13 protein-coding genes are annotated in these 14566 nt (G+C 40.8%); 2 read left to right on the top strand and 11 right to left on the bottom strand.

Annotation, left to right across the window (positions count from 1 at the left end; all coding sequences use genetic code 11):
• Nucleotides 1–14: 14 nt before the first annotated feature.
• The 6 genes from MTF67_RS07225 to argC form a co-directional block, all read right to left on the bottom strand.
• Nucleotides 15–221 carry a hypothetical protein gene (locus MTF67_RS07225; protein WP_010556958.1) on the bottom strand — a complete coding sequence of 69 codons (207 nt, stop codon included), beginning with the start codon at nt 219–221 and terminating at the stop codon, nt 15–17.
• Nucleotides 222–479: 258 nt separating this feature from the next.
• Nucleotides 480–2345 carry an argininosuccinate lyase gene (gene argH, locus MTF67_RS07220; RefSeq protein WP_248519147.1) on the bottom strand — a complete coding sequence of 622 codons (1866 nt, stop codon included), beginning with the start codon at nt 2343–2345 and terminating at the stop codon, nt 480–482.
• Between the two features lie 48 nt (nt 2346–2393).
• Nucleotides 2394–3596, bottom strand: a complete 1203-nt coding sequence (locus MTF67_RS07215) for an argininosuccinate synthase (RefSeq protein ID WP_008130621.1) — start codon at nt 3594–3596, stop codon at nt 2394–2396.
• Nucleotides 3593–4525 (bottom strand): ornithine carbamoyltransferase, encoded by a 933-nt coding sequence (locus MTF67_RS07210; RefSeq protein ID WP_248519146.1) that lies wholly within the window; start codon nt 4523–4525, stop codon nt 3593–3595. Before MTF67_RS07210 ends, MTF67_RS07215 begins: the two co-directional genes overlap by 4 nt.
• A 7-nt stretch (nt 4526–4532) precedes the next feature.
• Entirely contained in the window at nt 4533–5300 is a 768-nt protein-coding gene (gene argB, locus MTF67_RS07205; RefSeq protein ID WP_248519145.1) for an acetylglutamate kinase, read from the bottom strand.
• A complete protein-coding gene (gene argC / locus MTF67_RS07200) occupies nt 5300–6310 on the bottom strand; it encodes an N-acetyl-gamma-glutamyl-phosphate reductase (protein ID WP_248519144.1) in 1011 nt (336 codons plus the stop codon). Before argC ends, argB begins: the two co-directional genes overlap by 1 nt.
• Before the next feature lie 221 nt (nt 6311–6531).
• Between argC and argE the strand changes: the two genes are divergently transcribed.
• The gene (argE, locus tag MTF67_RS07195; RefSeq protein ID WP_039037709.1) at nt 6532–7677 is read left to right on the top strand and encodes an acetylornithine deacetylase; all 1146 of its coding nucleotides are present in this window, start codon (nt 6532–6534) and stop codon (nt 7675–7677) included.
• Between the two features lie 55 nt (nt 7678–7732).
• Here the strand turns inward: argE and panP are convergent, their stop codons facing one another.
• Nucleotides 7733–9361 carry a pyridoxal-dependent aspartate 1-decarboxylase PanP gene (panP, locus tag MTF67_RS07190; protein WP_248519143.1) on the bottom strand — a complete coding sequence of 543 codons (1629 nt, stop codon included), beginning with the start codon at nt 9359–9361 and terminating at the stop codon, nt 7733–7735.
• Nucleotides 9362–9637: 276 nt separating this feature from the next.
• Between panP and MTF67_RS07185 the strand changes: the two genes are divergently transcribed.
• Nucleotides 9638–11521 (top strand): GGDEF domain-containing protein, encoded by a 1884-nt coding sequence (locus MTF67_RS07185; RefSeq protein ID WP_248519142.1) that lies wholly within the window; start codon nt 9638–9640, stop codon nt 11519–11521.
• 59 nt (nt 11522–11580) lie between these two features.
• Here the strand turns inward: MTF67_RS07185 and MTF67_RS07180 are convergent, their stop codons facing one another.
• Genes MTF67_RS07180 through MTF67_RS07165 form a run of 4 tightly spaced genes read right to left on the bottom strand, consistent with a single transcriptional unit; the run spans nt 11581 to nt 14566 of the window.
• The gene (locus MTF67_RS07180; RefSeq protein WP_039037707.1) at nt 11581–12249 is read right to left on the bottom strand and encodes an SAM-dependent methyltransferase; all 669 of its coding nucleotides are present in this window, start codon (nt 12247–12249) and stop codon (nt 11581–11583) included.
• Nucleotides 12249–13016, bottom strand: coding sequence for an ABC transporter permease (locus tag MTF67_RS07175; protein WP_006791561.1), 768 nt, complete (start codon nt 13014–13016; stop codon nt 12249–12251). Before MTF67_RS07175 ends, MTF67_RS07180 begins: the two co-directional genes overlap by 1 nt.
• Complete coding sequence (locus MTF67_RS07170; RefSeq protein WP_138740093.1) at nt 13017–13946, bottom strand: ABC transporter ATP-binding protein; 930 nt, start codon at nt 13944–13946, stop codon at nt 13017–13019.
• A complete protein-coding gene (locus MTF67_RS07165) occupies nt 13946–14566 on the bottom strand; it encodes a flavin prenyltransferase UbiX (protein ID WP_006791563.1) in 621 nt (206 codons plus the stop codon). The genes MTF67_RS07170 and MTF67_RS07165 overlap by 1 nt, the downstream gene beginning before the upstream one ends.

The raw sequence follows: 14566 nt of genomic DNA, 5'->3' as shown, positions 1-14566 counted from the left end.
AACGCCTTAAATTATCACTTTGGTTTTTTAGGAACTAATTCTGGTAACAAAATGGCAGAACGGCTTAAATCAGCACTCGCTGCACTCAAACCTTCTTGCGAGAAACTCACTGTATCAGATTGTAGGGTTTTAGTGCTAGTAGTTTGTTGAGCCAAAGGCTGTAATTGTTGTGTTTTGTTGTATGCTTGCATTTGCACTTGGCTATTAGCTGAAATTTGCATGTAATTGATCCTTATAAAAGTTTAAATTTAATTGGCGTAAAACTAAATCACACCATTGTGTAGGTATATGCACTACTCATGGCGGTAGTTGCTATTTATAACCACATAGCTACTTGCAAGCTATGTACCAACTTTTATTTAAATTTTATTTTTAAGTAAATTACTAGGAATTGACACAATCAAAACACCTCCGACCAGACAAACTCAGGCATAAAAAAACGCACAGGGGTAACCGTACGTTTTTTGTATCCAGGGAGTTTAAGCCACGAATTTACACGGGATCGCCGCTTTATTACTTGGCTTTAAAATGTATTCCATTGCTACTTCGTCGCAGTTTTCTTTACGAAGGCACAATTCACAATCTTTCATTACTTTTTCTGGCAGGCTGTCTTTACTGCAAAAAGCAAAATCTTGTTTTTCAAAAAAGTCTGGCACGCGAGTAAGTACAATTACGCGATTAAGTGCCAATTTTTTGGCTTTTATTAGTAAATGGTCAACTAATTGCCGCCCTTGCCCAGTTACCGCACTTTGCGGGTCAATACCCAAAGAGCGTATTTCTGCAAGGCCAGTATCGTATATATACAACGATGCACAGCCAGACACTTTGCCGTCTATTTCGGTTACAGCAAACTCATTAATCGAATGCACCATGTCGCTTTTAGCACGCGGCAAGTTTTCGCCTACCGTTGCCCAGTGTTGAATAAGTTTTGCAATTGATTCAACGTCGTCTAGGTTGGCATCACGAACCGTTATCTGCTGTTTTTTTTTGGCTGCTTTAATTGCGCTAGTAACTTGCTCAATGGAGGTGCCGCCAACTGCTTGACGCGCTTTAATACAGGCGTCTATTTCAAGTACCGGATAAACATCGTCTTCAAACACATCATTTACTGATTTATATTGTTCAAGTGAGAGCTCCTCAAGCGTTTTATCTTCACTTATTGCAAGCTGCACCAACACACCTACAATATGATGCCCCTCTCTAAAAGGTACCCCCTTAGCAACTAAGTAATCAGCCAGCTCGGTTGCATTTGCATGGCCACCTTTTGCCGCAGCTAATGTACGCTCACCTTTTACCTTTACGCCTTTAATACACGCTTGTGCCATGTGAATACACGCAAGCCATGTTGGCATCGCATCAAAAATGCCTTCTTTGTCTTCTTGCATATCTTTATTGTAAGCAAGAGGGAGTGCTTTAAGGGTCATCATCATGGCGCTAAAGGCACCAAATACACGACCTGTTTTACCACGGATAAGCTCAAGTGCATCTGGGTTCTTTTTTTGCGGCATTAAAGACGAGCCAGATGTAACATTGTCGGCAAGCTCAATAAAACCCGCTTCACCTGAGTTATAAAAAATTAAATCTTCAGACATACGTGATAAATGAATCATTGAGATGGAAGCACAACTCAATAACTCAACAACAAAGTCACGGTCTGAAACGCCATCAAGGCTGTTTTTAGTTGCACCTGTAAAGCCTAAGCCTTGTGCAAGTGTTTGGCGGTCAATTGGGTAAGCAGTGCCTGCCAATGCGCCGCTGCCTAGCGGGCAATAGTTCATACGGGCTTTAGCGTCTTGCAAACGGCTTTCGTCGCGTTCTAGCATTTCAACATAAGCCATGCACCAGTGGCTAAATAGTACGGGTTGTGCACGTTGCAAATGGGTATAACCAGGTAAAATAGTACCTAGTTCGCGTTCGGCCAACGCAACAAATTCAGCTTTTAATTGCGCAATGGCTTTTAAAATATGATCGGCAGTATCACGGCACCATAATCTAAAGTCGGTGGCTACTTGATCATTTCGACTGCGACCTGTGTGTAACTTTTTAGCTAGGTCACCCACTTTATCAATTAGAGCCGCTTCAACATGCGAATGAATATCTTCAGCACCGGATGTAGCTACAGCCGTTGGGTCTGCTTTTACCTCTTCGAGTAGCTCGTATAATGCCGATACTAATTCTTTGTGCTCATCGTTTGATAACACGTTAACTTGTTCAAGTGCGCCAGCCCATGCAACAGAGCCAATAATATCTTGCTCTGCTAGTTGGTAGTCAAATGGAAGAGAGTCGTTAAATTGCTTAAACGCCTCGTCTGGACCCGTAGAAAAACGTCCGCCCCATAATGCCATGAAATATCTCCAAACCCTGAAATGCCCCTTTTACAAGGGGCGTAAAATTTACTTTTTAGACAACGCCGAAATTCTGCTTGAAAGCGAGAATAAACGAATAAAGCCTTCAGCATGTGATTGGTCATACACATCATCTTCGCCAAAGGTCGCAAAGTCTTCGCTGTATAGGCTGTTAGGTGATTTTTTCTGAACCGCAGTCACTTGGCCTTTATAAAGCTTAAGTACCACTTCACCCGTTGCTAATGTAGATAACGCCTCGGCGCCCGCTAAAATAGAGTCTTTAAGTGGCGTGAACCAACGTCCGTCGTACACTAAGTGCGAAAATTCGCCACCTAATACTTCTTTCCACTTACGGCTTGATTTATCAAGTACTAGCTCGTCTATTGCTTGAAGGGCCGCCATGATCACCGTACCACCTGGGGTTTCGTAACAACCACGCGATTTCATGCCGACTAAACGGTTTTCCACTATATCAACACGGCCAACACCATGCGGTGACGCAATGTCGTTTAATTTAACTAAACAATCATAAGGTTTAAGCTCTTCGCCATTGACGGCAACCACTTCACCTTCAACAACTTTTAATGTTACTAGCTCGGCTTTATCGGGTGCTTGCTCAGGAGAGTTAGTCCAGGTCCATACTTGATCGCTAGGCTCACACCATGGGTCTTCAAGCTCGCCGCCTTCGTGCGAAATGTGCCATGCGTTAGCATCACGGCTGTAAATTTTTGTTGCTGAAGCAGAACACGGAATATCACGCTCGGCTAAGTAATCGAGGAGTGATTCACGGCTTGATAAGTCCCACTCTCGCCATGGAGCAATGACTTTTAAATCGGGTGCAAGCGCTGCAAAGCACGATTCAAAACGAACTTGGTCGTTACCCTTACCCGTACAACCATGCGACAGCGCATCGGCACCTACTTTACGTGCAATTTCAACTTGCGCTTTAGCAATGATTGGACGCGCCATTGAAGTACCTAGTAAGTAAGTACCTTCGTAAATAGAGCCCGTTTTAAGCGTTGGGTAAATGTATTCACTTACCATTTCATCTTTTAAGTCAACTACGTAACACTCTGATGCGCCTGATGCGATGGCTTTTTCTTCAACGCCTTCAAGCTCTTCTGCGCCTTGGCCTACATCGGCAACAAACGCGATTACTTCACAGCCGTAATTTTCTTTTAACCATGGCACGATAGCCGATGTATCTAGACCACCTGAATAGGCTAAAACGACTTTTTTAATTGAACTCATAGGTGTTCCTTAACAAAATTTGGATTTAGTAATGTCACTAGCAGAGCATTTTGCGCATGCATGCGATTTTCTGCTTGTTGAATAATTTTTGATGCTGGGCCATCCATTACCTCAGAGGTAATTTCAAACTCACGGTGTGCCGGTTGGCAATGTAATACCGTAGTAGCCCCTGTTTGATCTAGCAATGCTTGGTTTAACTGATAAGGCATATATTTTTCTTTGACTTGCTCAAGAGGCGTATCATCGCCCATAGACACCCATGTATCGGCGTAAACAACGTTTGCGCCAACCGCCGCTTCTACACGGTCACTCACCATTACTGATGCGCCATTCATAGCTGCTATTTGCTCTGCTTTTTTAAGAATTTGCGAATCCGGAGAACTGCCTTTTGGCGTTACTGCCACAAAATCAGTACCCAGTGTTGCAGCAAGTAACATAAGTGAATGAGTTACATTATTGCCCTCGCCTAGGTAAGCTACTTTAAGCTCGCTCACATCGCCATGTACTTCTTGAAGCGTTAAAAAGTCTGCCAATGCTTGGCATGGGTGATATAAATCACACAAACTATTAACTACAGGTACACTCGAGTACTCACCTAAGGTGGTTAACGTAGTATGCTGGTTTACACGCGCTACAATACCATCAGCCCATGTAGAAATATTAAGCGCGAAGTCTTTTACTGATTCACGTGCGCCCATAGCGCCATTTTGCTGATCTAAATAAACCGCATGACCACCTAAACGATTAATGCCAATATCAAACGATAAACGTGTACGTAAGCTTTGCTTTTCAAATAGTGTAACAACTGATTTGCCCGCTAATACTTGACTGTATTTTTCTGGCTTTGCCTTTAAATCACGCGCCAGCTTTAATAAATTAAGTGCGCCTTGTTGGTCTAACTCTAGACCGGTTAAAAAATTCTCTAACATGGTAACCCTATGGTGTAATCTTCGTTCCGACATGCTCGCCTTGCAGCAAAGCAGTTAAATTTTCTGGCTTTTGCCAGCTGGAAATATACACACCGCGTCGTAAGTGTAGGGCAGCGTGAAGACTGGTCTTAACTTTGACCTCCATCCCGCCCACAATTACTCCCTCTGCAATTAAAGTCTCAATGTGTTTTGTATCTAATTGATGTAATGGCTGCTTATTAGCGTCAAGCACGGCCTCTACATCAGTCATAAAAATAAGTTCTGCATTTAAATTATTGGCGATAGCTGCCGCTGCCTCGTCTGCATTAACGTTGTACCAAAGCCCTTGCTCGTCAAAACCTATAGAGCTAACAATTGGTAAGCGCCCGACGTTTAGTAAATCGTTAATAATAGAGTCGTTGTTGCTTTCGCATTTTCCTACTAGGCACAATGCTTTGAGCTTTTGCGATGCGGTTACGCCTGCTTCGTAAAGGCTTAAACCCACAGGTTTGTGGCCAGCAGCAATAGCTTGAGCCATTAGCTGCTTGTTTGCACAGCCTGCAAGTGCACCAACTATATGGGGCATTTGTTCTGCTGGGCTAATACGTAAACCTTGATGCTTAGCGCTAACAAAACCGGCTTCTTTTAACCATGTATCGACTAATGCCCCGCCACCATGCACAATTACGAAGTTATGACTTGGCTGATTAGACAACACATCAAATAACGCATGAGCTGCATTTTCAGTGTTAAGTACAGCGCCGCCAAGCTTTATTACCCACGTTTTTTTAGCCATTAAAACGCTCCTTTTAAGCCTGTGGAGTGGTCTAAATTCATTGATAAATTAATACACTGCAGAGCTTGCCCTGCAGCACCTTTTAGTAAATTATCAATGGCTGCCATAACAATGAGTTGAGAGCCTTGCTGCTGCCAACCAATATCAACATAAGGCTGCTTTGCAACTCCCTTAATTGACGGGATCTTACTACCTAACAAGCGGATTAAAGGCTCGTTTTCAAGCACGCTGTAGGCCTTAGCCACTTGCTCACTTGTAACATTAGGTTTTAGTTGCACGTAAATGGTTTCTAAAATACCGCGAGCAAAGTTACCTAAATGAGGGGTAAATAAAACCTGGTGACCAAGGTGTTGCTCTATTTCTGGTCCGTGGCGATGATTAAATAAACCATATGGCGCTAGCGACACTTCACAAAAATGAGTACCTATACTGGCTTTACGCCCTGCGCCAGTTACACCCGACACTGCATTAATAATAATTTTGTCGTCGCTTAACAAACCTGCTTGCTGTAGTGGCTTTAACGCATTCAGCGCTGCAGTAGGATAACAGCCGGCAACAGCCACTAAATTTGCATTTGCAATGTCGTTGCTATTCCATTCAGCTAAACCATAGGCCGATTCATTTAATAACTCAGGGTGCTTATGTTCAAAGCCGTAATAAGTAACGTAATCATCATTGCTTGCTAGGCGATAACCACCCGATAGGTCAAACACCTTTTTGCCCATCGCTAAAAATTGCGGGGCTAAATCTACGCTTACTTTATGGTCGGTACACAGGCATACGTAATCTGCATTCGCATTAATGTCGTCGAACGCTGACTTTGTAAGAGGAAGTAAAGGAGTATCAAGCAAACCTAGGTGCTCTGGATATAAATCACTCAGTAATTTCTGTTTATCTAGGCTTCCTTCAGATACATAGCTACCTGACAGTTTTAAATTTGGGTGTTTAGCCACAAGGCTTGCTAGTTCTGCGCCGCTGTATCCACTTGCGCCAATAATCGCTACATTCATTATTTACTCATTATCTTAAAATCTATTACTACTTATTTGTGTGTTCGCTTACACTAGCTTAGGTGCTAAGTAAGTCTTTTTTGTTAATGAATTTTGATTATCGTCGCATTATCATCATTGTGTTACTTAATATATTTATGCTTAAAAAGTGAATTGATATTCATCATAAATACTTTTATATTGTTATGCAATTAAATTGAATAGTTATTTTGGAATTTTTTATGTCTTTGCCTTCGTTTATTTCTATGTACCAGCAATTAATTGCAGCCCCGTCTATCAGTGCAATTGAAGACAGCGAATGCATGAGTAATAAAAACGTTATCGAGTTACTTGCCCACTGGTGTGAAACGCTCGGTTTTACCTGTGAAATAATAGAACTGGAAGGTAAAAAAGGGCGTTATAACTTATTAGCTAAACGTGGCGTCGGGGATGGTGGTTTAATGCTTGCTGGGCATACCGACACAGTGCCGTTTGATGACAGCCGCTGGAATCATGATCCGTTTAAATTAACAGAACTCGACAACAAACTGTATGGGCTAGGCAGTATTGATATGAAAGGATTTTTTGCTTTCGTATTACAAGCTATAAGCGAACTAGATGAAAAACAACAAACACAGCCAATTTTAATACTTGCCACTGCAGATGAAGAAACCACCATGGCAGGCGCACAGCAAATTTGCAAACATCCTAACTTAAAGCCGGCACGCTGTATTATTGGCGAACCCACTGATATGACACCAGTATTTACACACAAAGGGCATATGAGTACTGCAATAAGAGTTGTCGGTCGTTCTGGCCATAGCTCCGATCCCGAACGTGGTCTTAACGCCATTGAAGTTATGCATAAAGTGACTTCAAAATTACTGATCTTAAAAGAGCAATTAAAGAATAAGTATTCACTAAGCCACTTTGAAATACCTTATCCTACTTTAAATTTGGGTAATATTCATGGTGGTGACAACGCAAATAGAATATGTGGGTGTTGTGAAATGCATATTGATATGCGCCCATTGCCAGGGTTGAGCGTACAAGAGCTACAAGCACTGCTGCTAGATGCAACAAAAGACATAAACGAGCAATACCCAAACTCAGTAAGTGTTATTGACCTACATGACCCAATACCCGCATTTACTGGCAGAACCGACAGCGCGCTAGTTCAACTAGCTGAAAAGGTAGCGGGCCAAAAAGCCATTGCTGTTAATTACTGCACAGAAGCACCTTTTATTCAGCAACTGGGTTGTGAAACCATAGTTATGGGACCAGGTTCTATTAATCAGGCGCATCAGCCTGACGAATTTTTAGCAATGGAAAAAATAAAGCCTTCACAGCACATCATTAGCAATATTATAAAAGCCTGTTGCTTTTAGCTAAGCAATAAAAAAAGACGCTTAACAGCGTCTTTTTTTATAAATGCTAAATTTACTATTTCATGTATTTGCTTAAATACTTTTTAAATACTGGGTCTGTTTTAGCAAGCTCTTTTTGCTCAGCTAATATCTCTTTTAAAATCACACCCGAGGTAAGCGGATTAGCCAGTACAACCCTAAACACAACCGTAGGTTGATTATCGTATTGAGCTGGGGTCAAGCGAGTACGCGATACAAACGAGCGTCCAGATTCACGCTGGCGTTTTTGCATACTGGCTGTAAAACGATTTAGTGAAGCAAAAATATCAATCCGTGTTTTTTCATCAGCCTCAGCAATCGCTTGTTTTATTTGCTTAGGCACATAGCGATAAGTAAGCAAACATAGCTCAGGCTCTGAAATAAGTTCAAAATCTTCGTCTTCCTTGATTAAATCAGCAAAATACTTTGCCTTTTTTATACTTCGATCGATTAGCATTTCATAGCCTTTACGGCCAATAACACGTAAGCAAGCATGCACTAACATAGCCATACCAGGGCGGCTACCCTCTAGTGTGTGGCTACCTAAATCTTTAGAGCCCTTACGCAATATATACTCAGCATGATGCTCTATTGCATCGGTTGCAGCGGGATCTTTAAACAGCACTAAACCTGCGCCCATCGGGACATACATTTGTTTGTGGGCATCAATTGTTATTGAGTCTGCTCGCTCAATACCATTGAGCAGAGGACGATAAGTATTAGATAATAACGTTGCCCCACCCCAAGCCGCATCAACATGAAAATGACAGTTAATCTCTTGCGCTAAATCAGCCATTTCGTTGAGGGGATCAATATTGCCGGTTTCGGTTGTACCTGCAACACCAATAATTGCCATTACTTTAATGCCTTTAGACTCAAGCTCGCGGGCTTTGTCTCGCATGGCATTTACATCGACCTTGTTGTCATCAGTTGTTTTAATACCAACTAAGTTGTCGCGCCCTATCCCTAATAAATCAACCGATTTACCTAATGAATAATGACCACGTTCTGAAATTAATACCGCAAGACCTCTGTATCCATAGTGCAGCATACCTGCCACAATTCCTTGCGATGCAATACCGGTAAATTCACCATCGGCTTTTAACAAACGATTTCGAGCAATCCAAAGCGCAGTAATGTTTGCAACCGTACCGCCAGAGCAAAATGCACCTAATGAAGTTTTAGCGCTGTGCATCCATTTAGAGTAAAACGCATCGTTTTGGCCATAGGCTAAATGATGCATCATACCTAACACCTGACGCTCAAGGGGGGTAAATGCCTTAGATGTCTCAATTTTTACTAGATTTTGATTTAGTCCCACCATCAACTTTGAAAGTGGCAGTAAAAAATGCGGTAAAGCTGATGTCATATGACCAATAAAACTTGGTGCAGCCGTATGCACAGAATGAGCAACAAGTTGTTCCATTATGTCTTGAGCATAAGCAGATACAAACGTTGGGTTTTCTGGGATCACCGCAGCTTGAAAGTCTTTTTCAATTTCATGTAATGGTTTTTCGATTGCCGCTATATTTTCGTTTAAAAAACCTGCTAAATTACTCGATATTTCAAGCTCAATTTTGCTTAAAGTTGAGTCAGGCGCTTCAGGTACAGTAAATATACGCTTGAGGCTTTCTTTAGAGGCGACGGCACAACGCTTTTGATCCATCTTAATACCTAGTGTGTGTGTTGCTAAAACACCTGTTTAACTAGTAAAAACGCCCAAATATGGCGGTAAGTTAAGCAATAGTGTTTCTAAATAATTGCGCTAACTGTACTGCAATATAAGTAAAATGTCTCGTTAAAAGCCTTAAAAGCAACACCACGCATGACAAAAAAGTGTTAATTTAATTAAAATTTTATTTAATCTAATAAATACTAATTATTTATTGGGCAATTTTGTATTTTAAGTATAATCATTAAAACAACAAAAAAGGGACAGGCAATGCTTAAGGGAAGAGTGAAAGTGAGCTGGTTAGTGGCTGGTTTTGCTTTATTTTTAGTCAGTTTAGTGGTCTATATTTACTACACCTACCACACAACCCGCGCTGAAATTATGGAATCTGTTGATGCGCGCCTTCTTAATGCCGCAGCCAGTGTTAAGCATATACTCGGTGATGACTACCTAAATACCATGAACCAAAACGGTCAAATTAATTTTTTTGACTATGAAGTCAAAAGCAGGCAACTTTCTGAGTTTGCACAAGCGCTAGATGTGGCATATGTATATGCAATGATATTAAAAAACAACCGCGTATACTTTACTGCATCAAGCTATACGCAAGACGATATGAACAATGGCAAAATAACGCAATATTTAGATATATACCCAGAAGCAACCGATCTCAACATAAGCGCTTTTTACTCCACTGAGCCGGTATTTGAAGTGTCGGCCGATCAATGGGGACACTTTAAAACTATATTTATCCCTTTTGTTGACGATAAAACAGGTAAAACTTACCTTACTGGCGCTGATATAACGATTCTTGATCTTAACCAAAAGCTAAGCGAAAGCGTCTCCAAAGCAGCAGCTATGGCAAGCTTCTTCTTTTTTATAGCTGTACTCGTTGCCGCTATTTATGTTTACTTACTTAAGCGCTCATTAGCAACCGACTCCAGTACTGGGTTTGAAAACCACATTGCGTTGGAGTACTTACTTAAAAAAAGTAACAGTCATCATATGCAGTTAGCTGTTGTCTGGGTTAATGAAATTGAAGATATAAATAGCTTTTACGGCACCGAAATCGGCGACAAAGTAATGAAAAACTTGCTTATGCATTTTAAGAGCCGCTGCTCTGCCAACTGTCATTTATACCGCTTAGCCACCAATAAATTGGTGCTGCTATCACCTAAAGAAACACCTTATGAAGAGCTGAGCGATTTAATCGAAACCTATAATGCCAATACGCCTTTATTAATTGATCCATTTATATACATTACATTGTGTGCTGGTATTGCGACGGGTAATAAATCGCTATTACTTGAAAATGCTCATATTGCTGCACTACAAGCAAAGCAAGGTAGACACACAGTTATTAATTATTCTAAAGCACTTCACGATGTTAAAACTCAATATCAATATAATGTAGAAATGGCCAAAGAAGTGCATGATGCATTTGATAACAACCGCATTGTGCCTTACTTTCAGCCAATAATAGATACCAAAACAAATCAGATAGTGCAGTACGAATGTTTGGCGCGAATGGTTACCGCAAGCGGAGAGATTTTAAAACCCGATGCGTTTTTAAATGTAGTTACTCGCTCCAGAATGGACGGGTTATTAACCCGCACTATATTTTCACAGTGCATTAGCCGCTTTAGAAAAACGAACATTTGTTGGAGCTTAAATATAACAGCGCAAGACATGTTAGACCCAAGCTTGAATGAGTTCATCACTAAAGAGCTAAAACGCTATCCGCACCCAAGCAATATCACTTTAGAGTTAATAGAAACCCAAGCGATTGCAAATTATTCTGAAGTTAAAGCATTTATTTCTATGGTTAAAAGTAAAGGGGTTAAGGTAATAATTGATGACTTTGGTAGCGGTTATTCAAATATTTCAAATGTTCTAAAACTTGAAGTTGACGGTATTAAGTTAGATGGCGGATTGATAAAACAGATAATACACGATAACGACATTTACTTATTTATTGAGCATATAGCAGCATTTGCTAACCAATTAGATTTACTGCTTATAGCTGAATCTGTCGAAAATGCAGCCATCGTAAATGCGTTAGAAAAAGCAAATGTGACGCTAATGCAGGGTAACCATTTTGCCCAACCTGCGCCACAATTTGCTACACCAGAAAATGCCGACTTAATCAGTTAATTAACCAAACGTTAGTGGTAAAGCTATTTTTAGCCGATAGAAAAACGCTTAAAAATAACTTAGGTTAAATCAATAACAAGCCGGTGACTTTGCTGACCACTGGCCCAATACTTTCGCTCAAACGGGGTGATTGCATCGTCGCTGTGATAAGGCTGCACTTCACAAATATGGCTGGTTAGTTCAAGCGCCCTTGCAAATTCTTTAACATATATGTCCCAGTTACTGCGTACTTCTAATAAGCCACCTAACTTAACAATATAAGGAAATATAGCTGCACCGTGCCATCTGCGTTGAATATGTTTAGATTTAGGCCATGGATTTGGATACAACAAATAGTGGTGGCTAGGCTGCCAATTTGCTGCAACTGCTAAGCGCCAAAAATCATTTAAATCAGCCTGTACCAAAATATACTGACCACTATCGCTTTGCTTATATTGAACGTCGTGTTTATCAAGCCTATGCGACGACTTATCAATCCCGACCACAAGAGCATCAGGATGAAGCTTAGCTAAGTTAGCTGTACTTTCACCTACACCACAGCAAGAGTCTAAAATAAGAGGGCCATTGAATGCCTTAACTTTTTCATTAACCTCATCAAATGCCGCTTGCGTGTGTGCTGCAATGGGCTTTTTAAACTCGGCGCTTAAATGCTTATTTACTATTTCATCAAGCTTTTCGTGAATACCGGCCTGATTAGATACAATACTTCGAGAATTTGCATCACTCATTAGTGCCTTAGCCCCACACCTTTTTTGATTAATGTAAGCGCAACAGTAAATAGCACGGTAATAAACACTAAAATCACACCTAATGCGACGGTTAAATCAACATCCGATACACCTAAAAACCCGTACCTAAATGCGTTAACCATATAGATGATGGGGTTTATTTGCGATACATTTTGCCAAAACTCAGGTAGCAAAGTAATTGAATAAAATACGCCACCCAAGTACGTTAGCGGAGTAAGTATAAATGTAGGAATAATACTAATGTCATCAAAGCTATTAGCATAAATAGCGTTAATTAAACCACCTAGCGCAAACACCGCCGAGGTTAAAATTACCGTTGCCATAATTACAAATATATTGTGTATTTGAATATCAACAAACAACAGCGATACACAGGTAACAATAAAGCCCACCATCATGCCACGCGTCATACCACCGCCCATATAACCAAGTACAATTATGTAATTAGGCACTGGCGCAACAAGCAGCTCTTCTATACTTTTTTGAAATTTAGTTGAGTAAAAACTAGAAGCTACATTAGAATATGAGTTTGTAATAACCGACATCATTATTAAGCCCGGTACAATAAACTCCATATAACTAAATCCACCCATTTCACCAATGCGCGAACCTATGAGGTTACCAAAAATAACAAAATACAAACTCATTGTTATGGCAGGTGGTACTAGAGTTTGCACCCAAATACGTAGAAAACGAATACACTCTTTAATCCATATACTTTTTAGCGCTACGCCATATTTAAACATTTATTCGCCCCGCCCTTGCTCTAGTAATCCTACAAATAGCTCTTCTAATCGATTGGCCTTGTTACGCATACTTAATACAGTATTGCCTTGCTCTGTAAGCGCACTAAACACTGCATTTAAGCCCTGTGATTTAGCCACTTCAACCTCAATAGTGTGATCGTCCGTCATGGTAAATTTATAACCTTGCAACGTGACTGGCTTAGCTGGCATTTTTAAATCAAGTACAAACGTTTCTTTATCAAGCTTTGCAAGCAGTGCTTTTATCGTCGTGTTTTCAACAATGCGACCGGTATCGATAATCGCAATGTTTTTACACAACAGTTCTGCTTCTTCTAAGTAATGGGTAGTTAAAATAATAGTTACGCCTTGTTCATTAATTTTGCGTAAAAACTCCCACATAGAGCGTCGTAACTCTATATCTACACCCGCTGTTGGTTCATCAAGTATAAGTAGCTTTGGCTCGTGCATCAGTGCGCGTGCAATCATTAAACGACGCTTCATACCGCCTGATAAAGTACGCGCTTGTTTATCTTTTTTCTCAAGCAAACCAAGCTGGGCTAAATATTTATCAGCACGCTTGTGTGCCTCGCTACGCGGTACACCGTAATAACCGGCTTGGTTTACTAATATTTGGGTCAACGTTTCAAATTGGCTGAAGTTGAATTCTTGTGGTACTAAGCCTAAATGCGCCTTGGCAGCTTCAAGATGGGTATCTATATCGTAACCAAATACCTCCACTTTACCTTCAGTTTTATTGACCAAAGACGAAATAACACCAATCGTTGTTGATTTACCTGCGCCATTTGGCCCAAGTAATGCAAAAAAGTCGCCCTCTTCTACCTGTAAATCAACACCTTTAACGGCCTCTACGCCGTTTTTGTATACCTTGGTAAGGCCTTCAATATTTAATGCAATACTTTGCTTACTCATTACTTACCCTCACCATAACCCCAACGTTTTGTTAGTGTATGCTCAATGTTTAAATGATCTAAAATGCGAGCCACCATAAAATCGACTAAATCTTCTATGCTTTGCGGCTTATGATAAAAGCCCGGCGCTGCAGGCATAATGGTAACGCCCAAACGCGATAGCTTTAACATATTCTCTAAATGAATCTCGCTAAAAGGCGTTTCACGCGGTACTAAAATAAGCTGGCCACGTTCTTTAATCACTACATCGGCCGCACGCTCTAGTAAATTATCAGATGCGCCTACAGCAATCGCCGATACTGACCCCGCACTGCATGGACACACAACCATTTTTTTAGGCGCTGCAGAGCCAGAGGCTACAGGACTAAACCAGTTATCTTTACCAAATACTTGTAATTGTTGTGGCTGTGCATCAAATAGCGTATTTAACTGCTCAGTGGCTTTGTCTTCATTTGCCGAGAGCTTTATGTTTGACTCAGTATCAAGCACAACCCGGGCTGCGCTAGAAATAAGTACATACACTTGGTATTGCTGCTCCAGTAACACTTCAAGCAGCTTTAAACCATATGGTGCGCCAGAGGCACCACTAAACGCTAAGGTGATTTTATCTTTAAATTGCAA

It is taken from the genome of Pseudoalteromonas sp. 2CM32C, from assembly GCF_023161925.1.
Lineage (GTDB): Bacteria > Pseudomonadota > Gammaproteobacteria > Enterobacterales > Alteromonadaceae > Pseudoalteromonas > Pseudoalteromonas marina.
Note: the sequence above shows the minus strand (reverse complement) of the source record. Positions and strands in the feature narration are given on the sequence as shown.

Bases quoted from the DNA above. Each gene is read 5' to 3' on its own strand.
- MTF67_RS07185 (WP_248519142.1), top strand. From the start codon at position 9,638: ATGCTTAAGGGAAGAGTGAAAGTGAGCTGGTTAGTGGCTGGTTTTGCT.
- argB (WP_248519145.1), bottom strand. From the start codon at position 5,300: ATGGCTAAAAAAACGTGGGTAATAAAGCTTGGCGGCGCTGTACTTAAC.
- MTF67_RS07170 (WP_138740093.1), bottom strand. From the start codon at position 13,946: ATGAGTAAGCAAAGTATTGCATTAAATATTGAAGGCCTTACCAAGGTA.
- MTF67_RS07180 (WP_039037707.1), bottom strand. From the start codon at position 12,249: ATGAGTGATGCAAATTCTCGAAGTATTGTATCTAATCAGGCCGGTATT.
- argH (WP_248519147.1), bottom strand. From the start codon at position 2,345: ATGGCATTATGGGGCGGACGTTTTTCTACGGGTCCAGACGAGGCGTTT.
- panP (WP_248519143.1), bottom strand. From the start codon at position 9,361: ATGGATCAAAAGCGTTGTGCCGTCGCCTCTAAAGAAAGCCTCAAGCGT.
- MTF67_RS07225 (WP_010556958.1), bottom strand. From the start codon at position 221: ATGCAAATTTCAGCTAATAGCCAAGTGCAAATGCAAGCATACAACAAA.
- argC (WP_248519144.1), bottom strand. From the start codon at position 6,310: ATGAATGTAGCGATTATTGGCGCAAGTGGATACAGCGGCGCAGAACTA.
- MTF67_RS07210 (WP_248519146.1), bottom strand. From the start codon at position 4,525: ATGTTAGAGAATTTTTTAACCGGTCTAGAGTTAGACCAACAAGGCGCA.
- MTF67_RS07215 (WP_008130621.1), bottom strand. From the start codon at position 3,596: ATGAGTTCAATTAAAAAAGTCGTTTTAGCCTATTCAGGTGGTCTAGAT.
- MTF67_RS07175 (WP_006791561.1), bottom strand. From the start codon at position 13,016: ATGTTTAAATATGGCGTAGCGCTAAAAAGTATATGGATTAAAGAGTGT.
- argE (WP_039037709.1), top strand. From the start codon at position 6,532: ATGTCTTTGCCTTCGTTTATTTCTATGTACCAGCAATTAATTGCAGCC.